This is a genomic window from Eisenbergiella sp. OF01-20, assembly GCF_003478085.1.
Taxonomy (GTDB): Bacteria; Bacillota; Clostridia; order Lachnospirales; family Lachnospiraceae; genus Eisenbergiella.
In genome coordinates, this window is sequence record NZ_QUES01000012.1 from 66,587 (window position 1) to 85,742 (window position 19,156).

A 19,156-nucleotide genomic window follows, 5' to 3' on the forward strand; every position below is an offset into this window, starting at 1 on the left:
TTCAGAAGCTAAAAGGATGACAGAGGGAACATAAAAATGAATACAAAAGAGATATGGTCTAAAATCAGGGAAACCATCGAAAAGATAAACGCGAAAACAAGAAAGCTTATTTTAATTGGGGCGGCTGCCCTGATTATTTTTGCGGTGATACTTGCTGTAGTAATAAATCATAAGAATTATACCGTTCTGTATTCCGGTGTGAATGCAGAGGAAGCCTCTGAAATTGTTACCAGGCTGCAGGAAAGCGGCGTGGCTTACCAGTACAGGGAGAACGGGGATGTGCTGGTGGACAGAAGGGCGGCAGATCAGGTCCGTGCCCAGTTAGCCCAGGAGGGGTATCCGAAAAGCGGTTTTTCCTATGATCTTTTTATTGATAACGCGGGGGGAATGACCACGGATTCCGACAAACAGACCTACAAGCTGTATGAGCTTCAGAACCGGATTGGAGCGACGGTAGGGCTGTTCGACGGGGTACAGGATGCAAAGGTTACCATTGCCCTGGGAGAGCAGCAGAAATACGTGCTGCAGGAGGATTCCCGGGAAAATGGCTCCAGTGCTTCCGTGGTGGTTCTTATGGAAAACGGAGGCTCTCCCACGAAGGAACAGGCATCCGCCATCCAGCGGCTGGTTGCAGGCAGTGTGGCCGGAATGCAGATGGAAAATGTATCCGTATTCGATGGAAACGGAATGGAAATAACCGCCATGGCGGATTCCGGGGAAAGCAGCAGCACGAGCGGGGAGCAGATAGCCCAGATCGTGGAAGGGCAGATTACCGCAAAGGTGATGAATCTGCTGGGGGCCATTTACGGGACGGACAATGTGAGGGTTTCCGTAAAATGTAAGCTTGACATGGAAGAGTTGATCCGGGAAACGCTGACCTACTCCACACCGGACAAAATAGACGAAACGGATAAAACGGGGATCATATCCAGTGAAACCGTTAGCGAAGAGACCAGTGACGGGATTTCCGGGACCGGAGGTGTGGCGGGCGCAGAAACCAATGCGGATGTTACCCAATATGCAGGGACCGAAAACGGAAGCAGCAGCTATTACAGCTCCGGCGCAACACGGGAATATGTGATTAACCAGGTGAAGGAACAGGGACAGGTGCCCGCCGGTGCTTTGGAGGATCTGACTATCTCTGCCGCCATTAACGGCAGTGATTTCGGAGAACTGAACCAGAACCAGTTAAAGGCCTTAATCGGGAATGCAGCCGGTATCCTTCCGGAGAACCAGAATGACAAGATAACCGTGGTCAGCACACCTTTCTTCAAGTCGGAGGGAAGCAGCCCGGATACAGGAAGGCTGCTGGAAGGCATACTGGAAGAATTAAGCAAGGAACCTCTCCTGGTGCTTATCGGAGCCGGCGTATTGTTCCTGTTGTTCCTTCTGCTGTTTGTGTTCTTCCTTATCCGGCGGAAACGGAAAAAGAAGAAACGGGTTATGCAGGGGAGCCGGGAGGTTGAGGTGGTTATCCCCGAACACAATCCGGAAATCGACAAGATACAGAATGAAAAAGCCCGCGGTTTGCGGGAGGATGTGAGGGACTTCACGGAACAGAATCCGGAGATATCGGCACAGCTGCTGAAAAGCTGGCTGAGTGGAGGAGGTCAAAATGGCGGCTGATACTTCTAAGAAACTGACGCCTGAACAGAAGGCCGCAGCGGTCATCATATCGCTGGGCGCGGATAAGGCGTCTAAGATATACAAATATCTGGGTGAAGAGGAAGTGGAGAAAATTACCGTGGAGGTGGCCAAGCTGGGCCACCTGGACGCGGAGCAGTCGGAGGAAACTCTGGACGAATTCTACAAAACCTGCCTGACCCAGAAAATCGTTACGGACGGCGGACTGGAATATGCCAGAAGCGTCCTGGAGAAAGCGTACGGGGAATCCACCGCCAGCGAGCTGCTGTCGAAGGTTGCGAAATTCCTGAAGAACCGTTCCTTTGAATTTGTCAGAAAGGCCGACAGTAAAAACCTGTATTCCATGCTCCAGCATGAACGGCCCCAGACAATCGCCCTGATTTTATCCTATACCGATGCGGAGCAGGCGGCCCAGGTGATCGCGGAGCTGCCGGAGGATAAGAAAATACCGGTGGTGGAATGCATCGCCCGGATGGAAAGCGCTTCCCCGGAAGCCATCAAGCTGGTGGAGTCACAGCTGCGTAAGAAATTCGACAATATCCTGACAACGGATTACACCGTAATCGGCGGTGTGGATTATATCGCGGATGTAATGAACCATATGGACCGCAGCAACGAAAAAGCCATTTTCGACGAAATGGGAAAAGACGATCCGGATTTGGCGGATACCATACGCAAGAAGATGTTTGTTTTCGAGGATATCGCCACCATGGACGAACGTTCTATCCAGCGTTTTATCCGCGATTGCGATATGAAGGATATTGTATATGCGCTGAAAAATGCTTCGGAAGAAATGTCGGGCCTGTTTTACCGGAATATGTCCTCCCGTATGGCGGAAACCATACAGTCCGATCTGGAGATTACGGTCAACGTAAGGCTGCGTGATATCGAAGAGGCACAGCAGCGTATTGTAAACACAATCCGGCGGCTGGAAGAGGCCGGAGAGCTGATCATTAACAAGGGTGGTAAGGATGATATCGTTGTTTGACAATACAGCACTGAAGAAAAAAGAACCGCAGATCCGGCCGTTTGATTCCTATCCGGATCTGCGGGAGAAAAAGCCGGAGGAGCCGGAGCCGGAAGAAGACCCGGGGGAAGAAAAAGAAGAGGAAACCCTGAGCTATATATTCGAAAAGGAATATCAGAAAAAAATCCAGAAGGCCGAAACCATCCTGAATACCGCCCGCACGGAAGCTGAAAAAATAAAAGAAGAAGCGTTTGCGGAAGGAAAGCAGGAGGGTTATGAAGCCGGTTACAAAGACGGCGAAGCAAAAGCGTATGCGGACCACAGACAGGCCTATGAAGCGGAGCTTGACAGCCTGCGTCAGGAAATCTTCTCCCTGATCCGGGATATGGGGAACAAGAAGGACAAGGTGCTCGAAAAATATATGGATGATCTGAAGGATATTGCTTTGGCAGTGGCGGAAAAAATCATCCATACGAGTCTGAAATCCAGCAGTGAAATCATAAAGCGTATGATCATTTCCAACACGGAAAAGCTGAAAAAAACCGCATGGGCCAAGATTTATATCGGTAAAGAAGAACCAGGAATCAGCATACAGGGCGACTCGGAGTTTATCCGGGAACTTTCCAAGCTGTCGGACAATGTGAAAATTGTGGTTATGGAAGAAGAACCCGGTACCTGCATTATAGAACTGCCAAGCGAGATTATCGATTTGAGCACGGGCACCCAGCTGGAAAATATCCGCGGAATCCTGGAAAATGCCCGCCCTTAAAGGAAGGAGGCGGTTACGGTGCTTAAGAACCTGCCCGGACTGATTTCCGGATCGGAAACAGTCAGCCACATAGGAAAAATAGAAAACATCGTGGGAATGGCCATGGAAGCTTCCGGCGGCATGGGAAGCATAGGCGATATCGTCATGATTTATAACGAGGACTTGAAAAAACAGGTTCCGGCGGAGGTCGTGGGCTTCCATGAAGATATGCTCCGTCTGATGGCTTATGACGATATGAGCGGAATCGGGGCGGGAAGCTTTGTGAGAAACACCAGAAAGCGGCTGAAAATACCGGTGGGAGAGGCGCTGCGGGGAAGGGTTATCGACTCCCTCGGACAACCCATGGATGATTTGGGGCCTGTGGAATCCTCCCGGTATTATTATGTGGAAAGCCCGAAAATCAATCCCCTGAGCAGGCCGATTATCGAGGAAAAGCTGGATTTCGGCATCAAGGCCATTGATGGGCTCAATACCATCGGCAAGGGACAGCGGATTGGGATCTTTGCCGGAAGCGGGGTGGGGAAAAGTACCCTGCTGGGGATGATTGCCAAAAATGTGAAGGCGGATATCAATGTCATTGCCCTTGTGGGAGAACGGGGCAGAGAGGTCCGGGAGTTTATTGAAAAAGATCTGGGGGAAGAAGGGATGCGCCGTTCCGTCCTGGTAGTGGCCACTTCGGATCAGCCGGCTATGCTCCGGATGAAATGTCCTCTGGTAGCTACCACCATTGCGGAGTATTTCAAGGATCAGGGAAAGGATGTGCTTCTGATGATGGATTCCCTGACCCGTTTTGCCATGGCTCAGAGGGAAATCGGTCTTGCTACCGGGGAACCTCCCGTTGCAAGAGGTTATACCCCTTCCATATATGCCGAATTCCCCAAACTGCTGGAACGCAGCGGGAATTTTGAAAAGGGATCCATCACCGGAGTATATACCGTACTGGTGGAAGGGGATGACACCAACGAGCCTGTGGCGGATACGGTGAGGGGTATCCTGGACGGCCATATCGTGCTGACCAGAAAACTTGCCAATGAAGGACATTTCCCGGCTATCGATATCGGCGCCAGCATATCCCGTCTGATGACGAGTGTTGTCTCTAAAGAGCATGAGGAGGCGGCGTCGGGTATCCGGAATATACTCAGCATTTACGCCCAGAATGAGGATCTGGTATCCATAGGCGCTTATAAAGCCGGTACCAATCCCAAGCTGGACTATGCGATTTCCAAAATCGGTCAGGTGAACCGGTTTCTGGTACAGAAGGTGGATGAGAAATTCACTTACGGGGATATCCTGACGGAAATGAACCGTATTCTGGACAAAGCGGCAAAATAACAAGAGGGGACGAACGGAAGAGTTCCAATTCCGGATGAGGAAGGGACATGAAAAAGTTTGTTTTTACATTGGATAAGGTTCTGGACTACAAAGAGCAGGTGGAAAATAACCTGCGCAGTGAATATTCACAGAGAATGGACCGGGTAAAAAAGCAGGAACGGTATATTGACAGCCTGAACGCCGAATTTGCCGGCGTCAGAAATGAATTTGAAGCCAGGAAGAAGCAGGGCTGTACGGTGAATGTCATGGTGGCTTATGACGGCTACCTGAACAATCTCCGGAAAAACACGGAAAAGGAAAAAGAGCAGCTTGCCGTATTAAAGAAGGAAGCGGAACAGAAGCGGAAGGAAATGGTAGCCGCAAAGGTGGAAACCTCCTCCTTTGAAAAGCTGAAGGAGAAGAAACAGAAGGAATATGAGAAAACGGCCCTGAAAAAGGAAGAACAGTTCATTGATGAGTTTGTCTCCAATACGGCAAGTCTTGTAAAACAGGGACAGGAGAGCATGGCCGGCAGGGCATAAAGCAGGGTATTACTGTGAAAGCAGTTTGCCAAATACATAATCTTACAGGAAAGGAGGGAAGTCACATGGCAGTAGATTTTACCGCAATCCCGTCTTCGGGAAGCCAGGGAACGGTACGTTCCGCCGGAGAAAGCGCTTCGGCTTCGGATAAATACCGGGAGATGATGAAGGACATCATGAATTATGCAGCAAACAATAAGACAGGAAGTTCTTCCGGCAGAGATACCGGAAAGCCCGGGGATGCGGATAAGGCCGTGGAAAACAGCGCCGGAGAAGAAAAAGGCATGGAGGAGTCCGGAAAGATAACGGACAAAACAGCAGCCTGGATGTTTCCGGAGGCGGCTCTGAGCGCCATATTGTGGATGCAGCTGCCGGGCCGGGAGAATATGGCTTGTATGGGATTCGGACAGGAAGAAGTCCAGGCATTGCAGCAGGCTGCGGCAGCAGACGGTACGCCGGGGCTGCTTACCGGGGAAGATACCGGTACGGCGGCTGTGGGGAATACCGGAATAACGCCTGAAACAGCGGCGGAGGAACCGGGCTTTCTTGCGTCGGGGATGGATCCGGCGCGGACGGAGGCCAAGACAGAGGTACAGGAACCGTTTGTCCCGGATTCGGCAGTTTTGCACGCAAAGGATCCGGCGGGCCGGGAAACCATGCAGGAGACTGAAAAAAAGGGGACCGGACAACCGGAAATTACCGGAGATACCAGGAAGGCTTCCGAAAAAACACAGGAAGGGGTACCGGAACAGGGTATGCAGGCAAATAACGGCGTATGGGACAGCATGGCCGGCATGCGGCCGGATGCAGCAGCCGGGGAACAGCCTGTAAACGGTACGTTAAAAAACAGCGGAGAGATCGCCGGAAAGCTGCCCGGAGAGCTTTTCAGCAGACTGGCGGCGGGGGAAAAGGATTTTACCCTGCAGCTTGAGCCGGAAAGTCTGGGAAAGCTGGTAATCAAAGCATCCTATGAGAACGGCAGGGCTATGGTATCCATCCAGTGTACCAATGAAAAGACACTGGAACTGCTTTCGGGACATGCCAGGGAGCTGGGTTCCATACTGGAAGGAAATCTGGGAACGCCCACCAATGTATACCTGGAACGGACAGACCATAACTATCTGGATCAGGGACGCAGCGATCAGGGCGGACAACAGAATTATCCGCAAGAGGAGCAGGACAAAAAGAAACATTCCGGAAAGGAAGACAGTATGGATTTCCTGCAGCAGCTCAGGCTTGGGCTGGTTTAAGAAAACAGAAGAAAGGAGGGAAAACAGATGCCGGAAGTAAATGATGCGACAAGCGCGGCCTCCGGGCAGGAGTCCCAGTGGAGTACTGCAAGGGCAGTGAGCGGCTCCGGGAATGCGGGCCTGTCGATAGAGGATTTTTACAAACTGCTGGCGGCACAGCTGAGATACCAGGATGCGGACAACCCCATGGATACCAGTGAAATGATGGCGCAGATGGTACAGACCCAGATGATTGAAACCATCAACCAGATGAACCAGATTTCCCTTATTACCTATGCCTCTTCCATGATTGGGAAGGAAGTGACGGTAGCCCTTATTGATGAAAAAACAGGAATGTTAAGCGGTAAAACGGAAACCGGGACAGTAACCGGCGCTTCTATTTTCGGAGAATCCCCCATGCTGTTTGTGGATGGTAAAAGTTATTACCTGTCCCAGGTGACCATGCTTGGAAGCCGGGCGGAAAAGCCGGAGGGTGACGGCGGAGATAAAGATTCGGGAGAGGACGATAAAGGCCCCGGTCCCACAGATGGTCCCGGAGAGGATGGCAAAGGCCCCGGTCCCACAGATGGAGCGGAAGGCGATGATACCAAACCGCCGGAAGTCCCCGGAGAGGGAGGATCCGCTACTCAGCCGCCGGAGGGAGAGGGCGGTAATGACGTACCCCCGTCCGGAGAAAACGGCGGAACGGGAGACGGTACACAGAAGCCGCCGGAACAGGGAGATGAAAGCTTATGACAGACATAAGAAATCCGGTTTCCGGAATCGGCGGATTTCAGCTTAAGCATGAGATAGAAGCCCATCGCCGGAACCAGGATACCGCATTTTCGGATGTCCTGCGTAAAACACTGAATCAGGAAAGCAGCGTACAGTTTTCCAGGCACGCGGCGGAAAGGATTACGCAGCGGGGCGTGGAGATGGATGCAGGATTGCTGGAAAGCCTTAACAGGGCCGTGGATACCGCCAGGCAAAAAGGATCCAAAGATACGGTTATCCTGCAGGGAAGGGACGCTTACATCGTTAATGTCCCCAACAATATTGTGGTAACGATGGTCCCGTACCAGGAGATGAAAGAAAACATTTTTACTAATATTGACAGTGTTGTTTTGATTTAGCCGGACCGGTTGCCGGGCGCTAATCCGTCTGCCAGACAGACAGCGGAGGGCAGCAGTTATTTATACAAAAGAAAGGAAGTACATAAAATGGTTGGTTCAATGTTTGCTGCGATTTCAGGTTTGAAAGCGCATCAGAGCAAGATGGATGTTATCGGAAATAATATCGCTAACGTGAATACATGGGGATTTAAGTCCCATTCCGCAAACTTTGCGGACGCTACTTACCGTACCAGTATCGCCGGAGGGGCGGGGACAGCGACCACCGGAGGCGGTGTCAACCCTTCCCAGGTCGGTTATGGTGCCAATGTGAATTCTATTACGGTTAATTATACGACAGGGAACCGGAATCCTACGGGATGGGGATCGGATTGTATGATTGACGGCCCGGGATTTTTTGTGGTGACAACGGCACAAGACCTGGACGTTTCGGGTGGTTTGACAGATATAAGTAATGCAAACGTGATGCTGTCCAGGGTAGGTATCCTTAAAATCGATAATCAGGGTTATTTGACCGATGATAAAGGGAACTACATCGTAGGCGCCGACGGGAAGACAATAAAGGTGGGAGCCGGGGAGACCTATTCCTCCCTTACCGTGCAGACAGACGGAACGATTACAGGCGTAAGGTCGGACGCTGGTAATGAGGGTGATGTGACACCGATCGGCCAGATAGGCGTAGCCAGTATCCAGAATCCCAGCGGTCTGGAAAAAACACAGGGTTATTATTACCGGATCGGTCCCAACGCGGGAAAGGTTTCTATGGGGGCTGCCAACAAAGCCACCGGCGAAATCCTGGGAGGTTATCTGGAAATGTCCAATACCGACCTGTCCACGGAAATGGCCAATATGATCACCACCCAGCGTGGTTTCCAGGCAAATACGAAAATCATTACCGTAACGGATCAGATGCTGGAAGAGCTTGTGAACATGAAACGATAACTTTCAGCGCGGAGGGGTAACTCCCTCCGCGCCAGGAATGAGGGGTAAACAAAGTGATTGAGCTGACAAAAATTAACGGTGAGCTAATTATAATCAACAGCCGCCTGATTGAATACATCGTTGCCATTCCTGAAACCAAAATCATTATGCTCAACGGCAGATACCACATAGTGAAGGAACCTGCCGAGGAGATAGTCGGGAAGGTAATCGCTTATGAACAGAAGGTGGCGGAAGGCTTTAACGGGTTAGGGGATCAGTTGCTGAAGAACATTGCAGGCCTTTGTAATCCGCTGGAGGCGGAGCCTTCGATTGAGGAGGAGGAGGTTTAACCCATGGATATTACAACACTTCTCGGCATTATTTTAGGCTTTGCCGTAATTGTCTGGGGGATCGGCACGAAATCCCTGGGAAACTTTATAGATATAGACAGCGTGTTAATTACGGTGGGAGGTACCCTATGTGCTGTCCTGGCATCCTTTTCCTTCAGACAGCTTGCGAAAATCGGGGTGCATTTCAAAATACTTCTGTTCGGCAGTAAATATAAGCCGGAAACCGCTATCAACAAGCTGGTGGAGCTTGCCCAGCTGGCCAGAAAGGACGGGCTTCTTGCACTGGAAGAAAAAGCGGCGGAAATCAAGGATCCGTTTTTCCAGCGGGGAGTGCTTCTGGTGGTGGACGCCATGGAAGCGGATAAGGTACGCAGCCTGCTGGAAGGGGAAATTGAAGCCATGGATCAACGGCATGGTGCCGGGGCAGAGTTGTATGAAAAGGCGAGTATTTACGCCCCCGCCTTCGGTATGATCGGAACGCTGGTAGGACTGATAAAAATGCTCGCAGAAATGAACCTGGATGAAGGGGCCTCCTCCTCGCTGGGACTGAGCATGGCGACGGCCCTGGTAACGACCTTCTACGGCTGTATTCTTGCAAATCTGCTTTTTCTGCCCATGGCCAAAAAGCTGCATATCCGGAATGAAGAGGAAATCCTTTACCGGCAGATAATTGTGGAAGGCGTGGTAGGCATACAGTGCGGGGATAACCCCAAGAACCTGAAAGAAAAGCTGGTATCCTGCCTGAGCCAGAAGCAGCAGAAGAAGCTTTTGTCCGATAATGCCGGGAAAAAAGGCGGCAAAGACAAAGGACAGTAAACGGACAGACAATAACGGCTTATGAGAGTGACGGCGGGTGTCTATATGAAAAGAAGAAAAAAGGGATCGGAAGAGGGCGGCTGGCTTAATACCTATGCGGATATGGTAACACTGCTTTTGTGCTTTTTTGTCTTACTTTACAGCATTTCCTCGGTTGACAAAAGCAAATGGGAAAACCTGGTTATAAGCCTGAATCCTGATGCCGCAGAAGCGCTGAATGAACCCCATTCCGACGGGACAGAAACGGAAGGAACCCTGGAAAAACTTCCGGATGCGGATGCTTTTGAAGAAATCTATGATTCCCTGATGCAGGCGGCGCAGGATCTGGGAATTGAAAACCAGGTGAGCATTACCCAGGGGGACGGCTATACCTTCATTTCTTTTAAGGATAAGGTTTTCTTTGACGGGGACAGCCCTGTTCTGAAGGAAGAAGGGAAAAAAGTACTGGATATGTTTGCGGAGGCTATCGCCCCGGCAGCAGAGGAGATAAAGGAAATAGAAGTGCTGGGACACACTTCCCAGGGAGATCCCAATATCCCCAATGAGGTGATCACGGACCGGGTGCTTTCGGCGGAACGCTCCGCACAGATAGTGGCTTACATCCAGGAAAAGGATATTATTGAGCCGGCCAGACTGATCAGTATGGCTTTCGGCCAGTTCCGGCCTATAGATACCTTCCAGACCCAGGAGGGAAGGGCACATAACCGTAGGGCGGAAATACTGATTACCAAAAACGGTTCCGTGGAACGAAGCTTAAGCTATTACTACGAACAGGTGTATGGAAGCGAAACCTACGAAGAGTGGGTGGATGGCCAGAATTCGCCGGAGGAAAAAAATGAGGAATAAATTAACAGGAGTAGGCACATGGCTGAGGTATTGTCGCAAAGTCAGATAGACGCATTGTTAAATTCCATGATGAGCGGGGGCGGGGAAGAGGAGCCGGCAGTGGAAACGGATGAGAAAACCTTCCGTTATTACGATTTTAACAGCCCCAAGAAGTTCACCAAGGATAAATTGAAGCTTTTGAAGGGTATTTATGATAATTACTGCCGGATAGCCTCTTCCCAGATAAACAGCCTGTTCCGGGTCAATTGCGAAGTAGAGGCGGTCACCGTGGAGGAGCAGCGCTACTATGAGTTCAGCAATGCCCTTGGGGATAACGATATTCTGACCCTGGTGGATGTGAAATGCGCCGACAGCACAAGTAAATATCCGCCGCTGCTGATTCATATCAGCCAGACGCTGATGGTCAATATGATTGACCGGATGCTGGGAGGGAATGAGGACACCACTGATATCGATTCCTCCTACATCTACACGGAACTGGAAATGCCCCTGTACCGTAAAATCATGGACTATTTCATCGTGATTCTGCGGGATGCATGGAGCAGCTATATCAAGATGCAGCCCCGGCTGGAACGTATAGAGGAAAACCCCAGCCTTTTCCAGGACATCACTGTGGATGAGACTGTGGTAATTATCCTGCTGAATGCCCAGATGCAGGGAGGCTCCGGAAAGATCAGTTTCTGTATTCCGGAGAATCTTCTGTCCGGCATATTCGATATCATCGATAACCGGAAACGGACGGAGGATGAATATGAAAATGTTCTTCCGGATGTCCACGAGACAATTATGAATAAAATAAGAGGCTCCGTAATGACAATGAAAGCGGATCTGGGAGAAGCGGAGCTTGACCTGGCGGATATCTACAATCTGCAGGTGGGAGATGTCATTGATTTGAATAAACCTCATGATTCTGAGGTGATGCTGTATGTGGAGGAACAGCCCTGGTTTTCAGGAAAGCTGGGCGTGAGCAATAAAAAGATAGCTGTGAAAATCAATAACCGTCTGGATCAGACGGAGGCGGAAAGAAAAGAAATACAAGCGGATGATTTCACATCTGTTATGTAGATAGAACCTGAAGCGTTCAAAGATGTTAAAAAAAGCGAGGTATGCAGAAATGGCAAAAATTCTGGTAGTTGATGATGCGGCATTTATGAGAATGATGGTGAAGGATGCGCTTTCCAAAGGCGGCTATACGGATGTGTATGAAGCGGAGGATGGAGCGAAGGCTGTGGAGGAATTTGAACGGCTGCTTCCGGATTTGGTGATCATGGATATTACCATGCCCAATATGGACGGGCTCCAGGCTCTGAAAAAAATCAAGCAGACCCATCCGGACGCCACCGTGGTAATGTGTTCCGCAATGGGACAGGAGAGCATGGTAATTGATGCGATTAAATCAGGGGCAAAGGATTTTATTGTTAAGCCCTTCAAACCGGACAGGATACTGAAAACCGTATCAAGTATCGTGGATGCATAAAGGAGGAAGGCAATGTCTTTTCTGAATTCATTAAATATAAGCGCCTCCGGGATGGCTGCCCAGAAGCTGCGCCTCGATGTGGCGGCGGAAAATATCGCCAATCAGGAAACCACGAGAACGGAAGGCGGAGGCCCTTACAGGCGTAAAATGGTAGTTCTGCATGAGGCTGGGGAAAACAGTTTCCAAAAGGCACTGACGGCGGCAGGAACCCGGCAGCCGGCAGGCGTACAGGCGACCCGGATAGCCGAAGATGAAACCGCTCTGAATCCGGTTTATGATCCCACGCATCCGGATGCGGATGAAAACGGCTATGTCCAGATGCCCAATGTGGATTTGGTGAAGGAAACTATAGACAGTATGTCTGCAACCAGATCCTATGACGCCAATATAACGGCCTTCAATGCCATGAAGCTGATGATGCAGAAAGCATTGGAAATTGGAAAATAAGCATAACAGGACCAGAAAGAGAGATTGGATAAATGGGTGCGAATAGTTTTAGTCCGGTAGAAATAGACGCCATAGGCGAAATACTCAATATCAGCCTCGGCGCTTCCGCAACTGCCGCATCAACAATGCTTGATGCCAGAGTGGACATCACTACTCCGGTAGTGCATGTGGAAAAGAGGGAAGAATTCAGCTTTTCCAATCTGGAGCCGGCGGTAGGGGTGGAAATTACCTATATTGACGGTCTTACCGGGGACAATGTGATGCTGCTGAAAAGGCAGGACGTGAAGGCCATAGTGGAAATGCTGATGGGGATGGAGATAGCGGATGAGGATTTCGAACTGAACGAAATGAACATCAGCGCGATCTGCGAAGTGATGAACCAGATGATGGGAGCTTCAGCAACCGCCCTTTCGGAGCTTTTGGGAAAGCCTGTCAATATTTCCACGCCAAAGTCATTTGAAATAACAAGTGATGAACAATTCAAAGATAAATACTTTACCGAAGGCAACGCGGCAATGGTGGTCATCAGCTTCCGGCTGAATATTGCGGAAAAGCTGGAAAGTGAATTCATGAACCTGATGCCGATTACGCTGGCTAAAGAGCTGGTATCCGGGTTCTTCCCGGATGGGATGCTGGAAGAACTGCAGGAAGATATGCAGGAAGAAGAACAGACGGTTCCGGCGAAAGAGGCAGGAATGAGCAATGCCCCGCAGAACCAGACGGCAGAACCGGAGGAATATACGGTACATAACCAGATGCCGGTACCGGAAGAATATGCACCGCAGGGCCAGTCGGCAGTACCGGAAGAATATACCGCGCAGAGCCAGACGGCAGTACCGGTGGAATATACCGCGCAGAGCCAGACGGCAGTACCGGGGGAATATACCGCGCAGAGCCAGACGGCAGTACCGGGGGAATATGCCGTGCAGAATCAGATGCCGGTACCGGGAGAGTATGCGGCGCAGAACCTGGCATCGGTACCGGGAATGGATACCGCGCAGAACCAGGCGGTGATGCCGGCACAGGCCGGGGCCGTACAAGCCGATGCATCGGTTTTTTCCAAAGAAATACTGGAAATCCAGCGGATGCAGATGGAGCTTATGGAGCATATGAGACAGATGGAGACAGCCAGACAGGAACGAAAGCCCAAGCAGATACGGGTGCATTCCTCCGTAGAGCCCACCCTGCGGGAGGAAAACGGCGGGGACAGCGATCCGGACAGCAATCTGGATTTGATTATGGGCGTACCGGTGGAGGTTTCCGTGGAAATCGGAAGGACCAGAAAGCTGGTTAAGGATATTCTGGAATTGAATAAGGGTTCCCTGGTGGTGTTAGATAAGCTGGCAGGGGAGCAGGTGGATTTATTTGTCAACGGGCAGTGCATTGCCAGAGGCGATGTGGTGGTGGTAGATGATAATTTCGGCATCCGGATCACGCAGATAGTGAGCGAAGATATCCCGGTTGCATAAGGATGGGAGAGCATGTTGGAAGGGATTGTCTCGGCAGCCGGTACGCTGCTTCTGGTTGTAGTTATCCTGGCGCTTTGCTATGTTGCCACGCGGAAAATAGGAAAGATACAGCTGGGAATGGGAGCGGGCGGCGGAAAATATATAAGCATTCTGGACAGGCAGGCCCTGGGCCAGGATAAGGCGGTTGCACTTGTAAAGGTGGGGGACCGGTATCTGCTTCTGGGGATTGCCGTTTCCCAGGTTTCCCTGCTTGCTGAGGTTCCCTGTGACGAGGTTACGGAGGAAGGTTCTGCAAAGCAGGAAGCTATTGATTTCAATTCCATTATGGAAAAGCTGAAGGACAGGAAAAAATAGGTATGGAAGAAAATTCGTTAATCAGTATAAACGGCGGGGAAACCCCCACGCTGGAAATCTTGTTGTTGATGACAATCATTATGCTTCTGCCGTCCATAGTAATCATGATGACCTCCTTTACCCGGATTATCATTATCCTGTCATTTACACGGAACGCACTGGGAATACAGCAGACTCCGCCCAACATGGTACTTGTGGGCCTGGCCCTTTTTTTAACCTTGTTTATCATGCGGCCGGTGCTGGATGAGATCAATACCAATGCCTATCAACCCTACCTGGAGGAAAAAATCACCCAGGAGGAAGCACTTTCGCAGATGCAGGAGCCTCTGAAGCGTTTCATGCTGCGGCAGACCGACGTGAGTGCCGTGGAGCTGTTTACGGATTTATCAGGAACAGAAGAGGTGGAGGAACCGATGGATCTGCCCATGACGGTAGTCATCCCTTCATTCATGACCAGCGAGCTGAAGAGAGGGTTCATGGCAGGTTTTGCCATATATGTTCCTTTTCTTCTGATTGATATCATCGTTTCCAGCACCCTGATGTCCATGGGTATGATTATGCTTCCGCCGGCTACTATAGCCCTTCCCTTCAAGCTGCTGTTGTTTGTGACGGTTAACGGCTGGGAGCTTCTGTTCTCCAGCATTGTGAAGGGATTCAATTTTTAAGGGAGGTCTGCGGAAATGACAAACGGGGAAGTAACAGATTTAATGTACAAGGTTTTTCTTATGACGCTTCAGCTGGCCGGGCCGATTCTGGTGATAAGCATGGTGGTGGGAATCATTATTTCCATCCTGCAGGCAGCCACACAGATTCACGAACAGACGCTGACCTTCGTGCCGAAGCTTTTGGTTATTGGGATTATCCTGGTGGTCGCCGGACCGAACATGCTTCAGTCCCTGCAGGAATTTACCAGTGATATCTTTGCCATGATAGCCGCCGGTTAACAGGAGGGCGAGGATGAGCGGCGAACTTACAAGACAGGTGGTGCTGTTTTCCCTGATTTTAATGAGGATGTCCGGTTTCATACTGCTGAATCCCGTCCTGGGACGCAGAGGGATACCGGGTATGGCAAAAGCGGGGATGATAATGGCCCTTTCCGTTATGATCTATCCCACGGCGGTGCTGGAAGGCGGAGAACCTGCTTCCACGCTGGCCCTACTGGTATTGCTGCTGAAGGAATTTGCCTTCGGGTATCTCATAGGCTTTACCATGCAGCTGTTTGATTATGCGGTAACCTGCGCGGGGGCTATCCTGGACTTCCAGATGGGGCTTTCCATGGCGACTGTGTATGATGTCCAGAACGGAGCGCAGACAGCGCTGTCCGGCTCCATAATGAATCTTTATTATCTGCTTCTTTTTTTTGCGGTGAACGGCCATCTGGCCCTGATGAAGATTCTGACCGCTTCCGGACGGGTCGTCCCTTACGGGCGGATTGCTTTCGGGACGGGGTGCTGGAATGCCATGCTGGAGATATTTATCCGGTGTACGGAGCTGGCTGTCAAAATGGCCTTTCCCCTCATTGCCATAGAGTTTCTCACGGAGGTGGGGGTGGGGATTCTGATGAAAATCATTCCCCAGATTAATTTGTTTGTGCTGAACATCCAGCTGAAGGTACTGATAGGGCTGCTGGTCCTTTTGTTCCTGATATCGCCCATAGGGGATTATTTCAGCGGGATGATTACGGAGATGATGAATACCATACAGGAAGTAGTAAGGCTGGCGGCAGGATAAAGGAAGTGAGAGAATGGCGGCCGATTCCAAAACCGAAAAAGCCACACCCAAAAAGCGGCGGGATGAACGGAAAAAAGGAAATGTATTTTTAAGCAATGAAGTGACGGTTATATTGGGGCTTCTGGGAATGTTCGTTCTGCTGCGTATGTATTTTCCGGTACTTTTGCAGGTGATCGCCGGGTATGCCAAGGAAATGTTTGCCGCATCCAGCCTTCTGACGGATTTTACAGCAGGGGGCCTGGGAAACATGGCCTACCGTTTTTTTATAAATGTGCTTAAGGCCGGGCTGCCGCTGCTTCTGACAGCTATGGCGCTGCCGGTCATCGCGGTGGGGATCCAGACCCGGTTTTTATTTACCGCCAAGAATTTCACACCCAAATTTAACAGGCTGAGCCCGCTGGAGGGAATTAAAAAAATCATTTCCCTCCGCAACATGGTGGAGCTTATAAAAAACATCCTCAAGACGATTATCCTGATTCTTATTTTATACACCGTTTTAAAAAAGGATTTTCTGGAGATCGTCAAGACCATGGATATGGATTTGGCCCTTTCCTCCGCTTTTATGCTGAACATGGTATTTGACATGATCATGACCATCGTCCTGGTGTTTACGGTGATCGCCGGCTTCGACTTCTTATACCAGAAATGGGATTATGAACGGCGTATCAAAATGAGCAAACAGGAGGTAAAAGAGGAATTTAAGGAAACGGAAGGAAATCCGGAAATCAAGGGGAGAATCAAAACCCTGCAGCGCCAGATGGCGCAGAGGCGGATGATGCAGGCCGTCCCGCAGGCCGATGTCATTATCCGTAACCCCACCCATTTTGCGGTAGCCCTGCAGTATGATGCCGAAAAACATGCCGCGCCGGTGGTGATAGCCAAGGGGCAGGACGAGCTGGCGCTCAGGATTGTGGCAACAGGAGAAGAGCACGGCGTAACGGTGGTGGAAAACAGGCCCCTTGCCAGGGCGCTGTATGCCCAGTGTGAGCTGAACCGTCCCATTCCGGTGGAGTTTTACGGTGCGGTTGCGGAAGTACTGGTCTATGTCTTTAAGATGAATCAGAAGTGGAGTAATAACGGTCAATGAAAAAGCTAACCAAATATGCGGTATCCTTATTTGTCATTTTAATAGTCCTGCTGTTGATCATACCGCTGAATCCCTTTTTGCTGGACGTGTTTATTATCATGAATATTTCCATCTCCCTGGTAATCCTGCTGATAAGCATGAGCATCCGTGAGCCTTTGGAATTTTCCATTTTCCCTTCCTTACTTCTGATTACCACCCTGTTCCGGCTGGGAATCAATGTTTCTTCCACGAGGAACATATTGATGAATCAGGGACAGGCGGGGCAGGTAATCAAATCCTTCGGTACCTTCGTGCTGCAGGGGAATCCTGTCGTAGGTTTTATCATTTTCCTGATTATCGTGTTGGTGCAGTTCATCGTTATCACGAAGGGAGCGGAAAGAGTAGCGGAGGTTGCCGCCAGGTTCACCCTGGATGCCATGCCGGGAAAGCAAATGGCTATCGATGCCGATCTGAGTTCCGGGCTGATTACGGAACAGGATGCCCGTATGCGCCGGCAGAAAATACAGCGCGAAGCGGATTTTTACGGCGCCATGGACGGTGCCACCAAGATTGTAAAGGGCGATGCTGTGATGTCACTTATCATTACTGCCATCAACCTGATCGGCGGTACCGCCATCGGTATGGTGATGTCGGATATGGCTTTTACAGAGGTCCTTTCCATGTATTCCATCGCCACCATTGGTGACGGCCTGGTTTCCCAGATCCCTGCCCTGCTGATATCCACGGCGACCGGCATGATAGTAACCCGGGCGGTTTCCGAGGGAAGCCTGAATGACGATGTGTCAAGGCAGTTTATGGCCCAGCCACAGGCGGTTATGATTACCGGTTTCATCATGCTGATACTGATGCTGGTTCCGGGGATGCCCAAAATCCAGATGCTTGTGCTGGGAGGCGCCCTGATTGCCGCCGGGTATACCCTTTCCCGCAAAACCCGGGACGCGGCCCGTCTGCAGGAGGTGCAGGCGGTGAAGCAGGAGGAAGAGCAGCAGCGCAAAACGGCAGATGAAGGGGAATATTTCAAGGATATCAACAATGTGTATTCGATGATTGGCGTAGACCCCATCGAGATGGAATTCGGCTACAGCCTGATCCCCCTGGTGGATGAGTCCAGCGGCGGAAAGATGATTAACCGAATTGTCATTTTCCGCCGGCAGTATGCCCAGGAGATGGGCGTGGTCATCCCTTCCATCAGTCTCCGGGACAGCAGCAGCCTGAATACCAACCAATATATTATCAAGATAAAAGGGGAAGAGGTCGCCCGGGGAGAAATCCTGGTAGATTATTACCTCGCTCTGGAGCCTGCCGATCCGGCAGGGGAGGTGGACGGTATTGAAACGATAGAGCCGGCATACGGCATACCCAGCAAGTGGATCCTTCCGGATAACAAGGAGATGGCGGAAATATACGGTTATACGGTTATCGATCCCCTCTCCGTCATGATTACCCACCTGTCAGAGACTATCAAATCCCATGCATATGAGGTAATAAGCCGACAGGAGGTTATGCATTTGCTGGAAAATGTGAAGAAGTCCTCCCAGGAACTGGTGGATGAGGTATTTCCGGGTATCATGACCTACGGAAGCTTCCAGAAGGTGCTGGTCAGCCTGGTTAAGGAAGGAATTCCGGTGAAGGATATGGAAACCATACTGGAAACCATAGCGGATGTGGGGGCCGCGGTCAAGGATCTTACCCAGGTAACCGAAGCCGTCCGGGTGGCCCTGAAGCGTACCATTACCAGAAGGTTCTGCCAGGGCGGGCAGATGTGTGTGCTGACACTGGATGCGGATTTGGAAAAAACCTTTGTAGCCAGCCTGACCAAAGGCGAGCAGGGGGTATACTCCGCTCTCAGCCCTGACATCATGCAGCGGCTTATCACCCAGGTGGATGAGGGCGTTAAGAAATTCAATGAACTGTCCCAGGATGCCGTCATACTGACGAGCCAGGTAATCCGGGTGTATCTGTACCGGATGCTGGAGCAGTTCTATCCCAATGTTTACGTTCTTTCTTTTCAGGAAATTGCCAACAATGTACAGATTCAGTCAATTGGGAATATTACATTATAACAG

At 50.6% G+C, this 19,156-nt stretch carries 22 protein-coding genes; all 22 read left to right on the top strand.

The features are described 5' to 3' along the window. Window positions 1–36: 36 nt before the first annotated feature. Complete coding sequence (gene fliF, locus DXA36_RS15320) at window positions 37–1,626, top strand: flagellar basal-body MS-ring/collar protein FliF (protein ID WP_118680391.1); 1,590 nt, start codon at window positions 37–39, stop codon at window positions 1,624–1,626. Continuing rightward, entirely contained in the window at window positions 1,616–2,632 is a 1,017-nt protein-coding gene (gene fliG, locus DXA36_RS15325; protein ID WP_118680392.1) for a flagellar motor switch protein FliG, read from the top strand. The genes fliF and fliG overlap by 11 nt, the downstream gene beginning before the upstream one ends. Continuing rightward, window positions 2,616–3,380 carry a FliH/SctL family protein gene (locus tag DXA36_RS15330; protein WP_182479094.1) on the top strand — a complete coding sequence of 255 codons (765 nt, stop codon included), beginning with the start codon at window positions 2,616–2,618 and terminating at the stop codon, window positions 3,378–3,380. The genes fliG and DXA36_RS15330 overlap by 17 nt, the downstream gene beginning before the upstream one ends. Window positions 3,381–3,398: 18 nt before the next feature. Next, complete coding sequence (locus DXA36_RS15335; protein ID WP_118680394.1) at window positions 3,399–4,712, top strand: FliI/YscN family ATPase; 1,314 nt, start codon at window positions 3,399–3,401, stop codon at window positions 4,710–4,712. A gap of 47 nt (window positions 4,713–4,759) precedes the next feature. Continuing rightward, window positions 4,760–5,233, top strand: coding sequence for a flagellar export protein FliJ (gene fliJ / locus DXA36_RS15340; protein ID WP_118680395.1), 474 nt, complete (start codon window positions 4,760–4,762; stop codon window positions 5,231–5,233). A gap of 65 nt (window positions 5,234–5,298) precedes the next feature. Beyond that, the gene (locus DXA36_RS15345) at window positions 5,299–6,483 is read left to right on the top strand and encodes a flagellar hook-length control protein FliK (RefSeq protein WP_118680396.1); all 1,185 of its coding nucleotides are present in this window, start codon (window positions 5,299–5,301) and stop codon (window positions 6,481–6,483) included. Between the two features lie 27 nt (window positions 6,484–6,510). Next, window positions 6,511–7,218 (top strand): flagellar hook capping FlgD N-terminal domain-containing protein, encoded by a 708-nt coding sequence (locus DXA36_RS15350; RefSeq protein ID WP_118680397.1) that lies wholly within the window; start codon window positions 6,511–6,513, stop codon window positions 7,216–7,218. Continuing rightward, on the top strand, window positions 7,215–7,595 hold the full coding sequence (locus DXA36_RS15355; protein ID WP_118680398.1) for a TIGR02530 family flagellar biosynthesis protein: 381 nt from the start codon (window positions 7,215–7,217) through the stop codon (window positions 7,593–7,595). The genes DXA36_RS15350 and DXA36_RS15355 overlap by 4 nt, the downstream gene beginning before the upstream one ends. A gap of 87 nt (window positions 7,596–7,682) precedes the next feature. After that, window positions 7,683–8,534 (top strand): flagellar hook-basal body protein, encoded by an 852-nt coding sequence (locus DXA36_RS15360; protein ID WP_118680489.1) that lies wholly within the window; start codon window positions 7,683–7,685, stop codon window positions 8,532–8,534. A 53-nt stretch (window positions 8,535–8,587) separates the two neighbouring features. Then, window positions 8,588–8,863, top strand: a complete 276-nt coding sequence (locus DXA36_RS15365) for a flagellar FlbD family protein (protein WP_118680399.1) — start codon at window positions 8,588–8,590, stop codon at window positions 8,861–8,863. Between the two features lie 3 nt (window positions 8,864–8,866). After that, window positions 8,867–9,679 carry a motility protein A gene (locus tag DXA36_RS15370; protein ID WP_118680400.1) on the top strand — a complete coding sequence of 271 codons (813 nt, stop codon included), beginning with the start codon at window positions 8,867–8,869 and terminating at the stop codon, window positions 9,677–9,679. Between the two features lie 45 nt (window positions 9,680–9,724). Beyond that, window positions 9,725–10,525 carry a flagellar motor protein MotB gene (locus DXA36_RS15375; protein WP_118680490.1) on the top strand — a complete coding sequence of 267 codons (801 nt, stop codon included), beginning with the start codon at window positions 9,725–9,727 and terminating at the stop codon, window positions 10,523–10,525. Between the two features lie 18 nt (window positions 10,526–10,543). After that, entirely contained in the window at window positions 10,544–11,590 is a 1,047-nt protein-coding gene (locus DXA36_RS15380; RefSeq protein WP_118680401.1) for a flagellar motor switch protein FliM, read from the top strand. 49 nt (window positions 11,591–11,639) lie between these two features. Further along, window positions 11,640–12,002 carry a response regulator gene (locus tag DXA36_RS15385; RefSeq protein ID WP_118680491.1) on the top strand — a complete coding sequence of 121 codons (363 nt, stop codon included), beginning with the start codon at window positions 11,640–11,642 and terminating at the stop codon, window positions 12,000–12,002. A 12-nt stretch (window positions 12,003–12,014) separates the two neighbouring features. Continuing rightward, complete coding sequence (gene flgC, locus DXA36_RS15390; RefSeq protein ID WP_118680402.1) at window positions 12,015–12,449, top strand: flagellar basal body rod protein FlgC; 435 nt, start codon at window positions 12,015–12,017, stop codon at window positions 12,447–12,449. Window positions 12,450–12,481: 32 nt separating this feature from the next. Then, window positions 12,482–13,918, top strand: coding sequence for a flagellar motor switch protein FliN (gene fliN, locus DXA36_RS15395; protein WP_118680403.1), 1,437 nt, complete (start codon window positions 12,482–12,484; stop codon window positions 13,916–13,918). Between the two features lie 12 nt (window positions 13,919–13,930). Beyond that, window positions 13,931–14,272: a flagellar biosynthetic protein FliO gene (gene fliO, locus DXA36_RS15400; protein WP_118680404.1), complete on the top strand. Its 342-nt coding sequence runs from the start codon at window positions 13,931–13,933 to the stop codon at window positions 14,270–14,272. A gap of 2 nt (window positions 14,273–14,274) precedes the next feature. Beyond that, window positions 14,275–14,937 carry a flagellar type III secretion system pore protein FliP gene (fliP, locus tag DXA36_RS15405; RefSeq protein ID WP_118680405.1) on the top strand — a complete coding sequence of 221 codons (663 nt, stop codon included), beginning with the start codon at window positions 14,275–14,277 and terminating at the stop codon, window positions 14,935–14,937. Between the two features lie 15 nt (window positions 14,938–14,952). Next, the gene (fliQ, locus tag DXA36_RS15410) at window positions 14,953–15,216 is read left to right on the top strand and encodes a flagellar biosynthesis protein FliQ (protein WP_118680406.1); all 264 of its coding nucleotides are present in this window, start codon (window positions 14,953–14,955) and stop codon (window positions 15,214–15,216) included. Window positions 15,217–15,229: 13 nt separating this feature from the next. Beyond that, entirely contained in the window at window positions 15,230–16,003 is a 774-nt protein-coding gene (fliR, locus tag DXA36_RS15415) for a flagellar biosynthetic protein FliR (RefSeq protein ID WP_118680407.1), read from the top strand. A 13-nt stretch (window positions 16,004–16,016) separates the two neighbouring features. Next, window positions 16,017–17,090 carry a flagellar biosynthesis protein FlhB gene (gene flhB / locus DXA36_RS15420; protein ID WP_118680408.1) on the top strand — a complete coding sequence of 358 codons (1,074 nt, stop codon included), beginning with the start codon at window positions 16,017–16,019 and terminating at the stop codon, window positions 17,088–17,090. Then, window positions 17,087–19,153 (top strand): flagellar biosynthesis protein FlhA, encoded by a 2,067-nt coding sequence (gene flhA / locus DXA36_RS15425; protein ID WP_118680409.1) that lies wholly within the window; start codon window positions 17,087–17,089, stop codon window positions 19,151–19,153. Before flhB ends, flhA begins: the two co-directional genes overlap by 4 nt. Window positions 19,154–19,156 lie beyond the last annotated feature (3 nt).